Annotated in this window: 5 protein-coding genes; 4 read left to right on the forward strand and 1 reads right to left on the reverse strand. The window is 38.1% G+C overall.

What is annotated here, in order from left to right:
• Positions 1 to 211: 211 nt before the first annotated feature.
• Together AC1DRF_RS21140 and AC1DRF_RS21145 are read left to right on the forward strand one after the other, a co-directional pair.
• On the forward strand, positions 212 to 382 hold the full coding sequence (locus AC1DRF_RS21140; protein ID WP_013057775.1) for a hypothetical protein: 171 nt from the start codon (positions 212 to 214) through the stop codon (positions 380 to 382).
• Positions 383 to 528: 146 nt separating this feature from the next.
• Positions 529 to 921, forward strand: a complete 393-nt coding sequence (locus AC1DRF_RS21145; RefSeq protein ID WP_427075991.1) for a hypothetical protein — start codon at positions 529 to 531, stop codon at positions 919 to 921.
• A gap of 23 nt (positions 922 to 944) precedes the next feature.
• Here the strand turns inward: AC1DRF_RS21145 and AC1DRF_RS21150 are convergent, their stop codons facing one another.
• Complete coding sequence (locus AC1DRF_RS21150; RefSeq protein ID WP_013057773.1) at positions 945 to 1,301, reverse strand: helix-turn-helix domain-containing protein; 357 nt, start codon at positions 1,299 to 1,301, stop codon at positions 945 to 947.
• A gap of 267 nt (positions 1,302 to 1,568) precedes the next feature.
• Here AC1DRF_RS21150 and AC1DRF_RS21155 point away from each other — a divergent pair, with 267 nt between their 5' ends.
• On the forward strand, positions 1,569 to 2,552 hold the full coding sequence (locus tag AC1DRF_RS21155) for an asparaginase (RefSeq protein ID WP_043981468.1): 984 nt from the start codon (positions 1,569 to 1,571) through the stop codon (positions 2,550 to 2,552).
• A gap of 20 nt (positions 2,553 to 2,572) precedes the next feature.
• Positions 2,573 to 3,087, forward strand: a 515-nt coding sequence (locus tag AC1DRF_RS21160; RefSeq protein WP_477741613.1) for a lyase family protein, incomplete at its 3' end; no start/stop codon positions are given.

The following is a 3,087-nucleotide window of genomic DNA, read 5'->3' on the forward strand; positions in this document are numbered from 1 at the left end:
GACGTATTGCCTTTTGACATGAAAAGAAATTTTCCTGTCTATCGACTCATTTTTCAGGTGAATTTTAGAAAGGAAGGATTTCTTGCCATTAAAGATGTGCAATTTGGCACGTCTTGATAGGGTGGATTGTACAACTTATAATAAAATTATAAACTAGCCACAGGCGCTTTCAAGGCGCAGGTATAAATTAGAAAGAAGGAAGGTACAGTTTATGCCAATTCGATATGTTTGTCCACAATGCCAAGGAGCCGGTAAGAAATTTGGATTTATAAAGTGCAAAGTGTGCAACGGCGAAGGAAATATCATCATGTCTTCTAATGAGCCAGATCCAACTAAAAATAAAAAATTAAAATCATCTTCTAAACAAGACAAAGCAATGTAAGCTATTGCTCGTAAAGGTACGTATGAACCCCGCTTTTCTATAAAAAAGCGGGGTTTTCTGCTAGACAGATAAAAGCTTTTCTTATGATACAATAAAATGAAAGTCGCTAAAATAAGGGATAGGGAACCGAAAGAAGAGGGAGATAGATGGAATACACCGCAAAACAATTTACGCCGCAGTTAGAACAACATATACATACAGTTGAAAGATCTATGCAAGAACTTCTCAAATCAATATATGCACAATATAAAGAAGCTTTTGAAAAAAAAGGGATGGAGATTTCTGTAGGTGTGATCCGTGAAGGGAAAAATGCTTTTCAGCCCGGTTACCACACCACTATTCAAGTGGGTATTTTGGAAAAAGATGAGTTTTTAGACAGTCTTTTTATTCCTATCTGGCACTGTGTACGCACGTTTTGGGGCATCCGTTCTTCGAGGAAGCTCCCAGGCAGCAAGATAACCGGCGAGCTGCTGGAAGAAACAGAAGAGGAAATAACAAAAGAAGTAGTAGGGTATTTAGAAATGCAGCTAGAAGATTAGAAGCACCCTGCTTCTAATCTTCTTTAAATTGAAGAAGGTGCAGTTTCTTTTTCAATTTGTCTTTTAGCACGAATAAAAGCCGTCAGCTGCTGAATTTCTTCTTGAGATAGTTCCGCACCGTCGACCGTAATCGTATGAGTTTGAGGCGATGTTAATTCGATGGGTGCATCTGAAAGAGAGTGAGGTTCTTTTTCCTTACCTAGCAAGTAGTCTGTTGATGTATCAAATAGTTCTGCGATTGTAACGAGTGCTTCAAGAGAAGGACGACGATAGCCAGATTCGTATCCTGCGTAGGTGCTTTTAGCAATTTCAAGCTGGTCAGCTGTATATTGAAGAGACCATTTTTTTTCTTTCCTGAGTTGAGCTAATCTGCTTAACATTCATGACGCTCCTTTGTAGGTGTAGTATGTAAAAAACCGAGGCATTCAGCTCGCGCGCAGATCTTTGTAATCCAACCGTGAGCTAATTTACATTTTTATTCATTATATCATTGCTGCAGAGAAAAGTGTACGCGAAACGAATAATTTTTCTCTTGATTTATTGATTTTTGGTTACTATAATTACAGGTGAAGTACGCGAAATGAATATAATTTATTTGATAGATTGTCAGGTTTTTTTACAAAAATTAAGCAAAGGGGATGTCGGTTTTGAAAAAACTATTATTGTTATCAACTGGTGGAACGGTCGCTTCACTTGAAGGTGAAAATGGACTTGTTCCTGGAATGGAGCCAGATCAATTACTAAGCTACATACCTGATTTAAATGAACACTGTCAAATTGACAGCAAATCTCTTATGAATCTTGATAGTACAAATATGCAGCCAGAATGTTGGATAGAGATGGCAAAAGCGATTGAAGAGCATTATAATGAATACGATGGTTTTGTTATTACCCATGGAACTGATACAATGGCCTACACATCGGCAGCTCTTTCTTACATGCTTCAGCATTCTAAAAAACCAATTGCGATTACCGGATCTCAAATTCCTATTTCATTTAGTAAAACGGACGCGAAGCGCAACATTGCAGATGCGATTCGCTTTGCATGTGAAGAAACAGGCGGAGTTTATGTAGTCTTTGACGGTCGTGTGATTCAAGGTACAAGAGCAATTAAGCTTCGTACAAAAAGCTATGATGCATTTGAAAGCATTAATTACCCATACGTGGCGTCTATCCATGATAATACGGTGGAATATACAAAATCCGTTCGCTCTAGTAAAGAAGAGTTGGTGGTTAATACATCTCTTTGTACGGATGTAGCGGTTGTTAAACTGTTTCCCGGCATTAAACCCGAATTTTTCGATGGATTAAAGGATGTATATCAAGGCGTTGTTGTTGAAAGCTATGGAAGTGGAGGCATTCCATTTCAAGTTCGTAACATTTTAGCCAAGCTTGTTGAGTTAACAAACCACGGTGTATCCGTTGTCATTACGACTCAGTGTCTTGAAGAAGGAGAAGACATGGGCATTTATGAAGTAGGCCGAATGATTAATCATGACAGCGTCGTTCGCTCAAAAAACATGAACACAGAAGCCATTGTTCCTAAATTAATGTGGGTGCTCGGACAAACCAAAGATCCTCACCAAGTTAAAAAGATAATGGAAACATCGATTGCAGAAGATATTAATTAAAAAAGAAAGCAGGTACAGCTATGAAACAAGAAACAGCAGGATATCGTACAGAAGCTGATTTTCTAGGAGAAAAACAAATCCCAGCAGACGTATACTACGGTGTACAAACCGCACGTGCCGTAGAAAATTTTCCGATTACGGGTTATAAAGTACATGAAGAAATGATTAAAGCGCTTGCTATTGTGAAAAAAGCGGCAGCGCTTGCAAATATGGATACAAAGCGCTTATATGAAGGTATTGGAAATGCAATTGTTCAAGCTGCTGATGAGATTTTAGCAGGTCAGTGGCATGAATACTTTATTGTTGATCCTATTCAAGGCGGAGCAGGAACATCAATGAATATGAATGCCAATGAAGTTATTGCGAACCGTGCTCTTGAAATTATGGGAAATAATAAAGGGGAATATGGTAAATTAAGTCCTAACAGCCATGTGAATATGTCTCAGTCAACAAATGATGTATTTCCAACGGCTATCCATATTTCAACGCTGAACTTATTAAATAAACTTCTTGTTACAATGAATGACATGCATGA

The organism is Priestia sp. P5_B4 (genome assembly GCF_056400385.1).

Coding starts and splice junctions, on each gene's coding strand:
- AC1DRF_RS21140 (WP_013057775.1), top strand. CDS start 212: ATGCCAATTCGATATGTTTGTCCACAATGCCAAGGAGCCGGTAAGAAA.
- AC1DRF_RS21150 (WP_013057773.1), bottom strand. CDS start 1,301: ATGTTAAGCAGATTAGCTCAACTCAGGAAAGAAAAAAAATGGTCTCTT.
- AC1DRF_RS21145 (WP_427075991.1), top strand. CDS start 529: ATGGAATACACCGCAAAACAATTTACGCCGCAGTTAGAACAACATATA.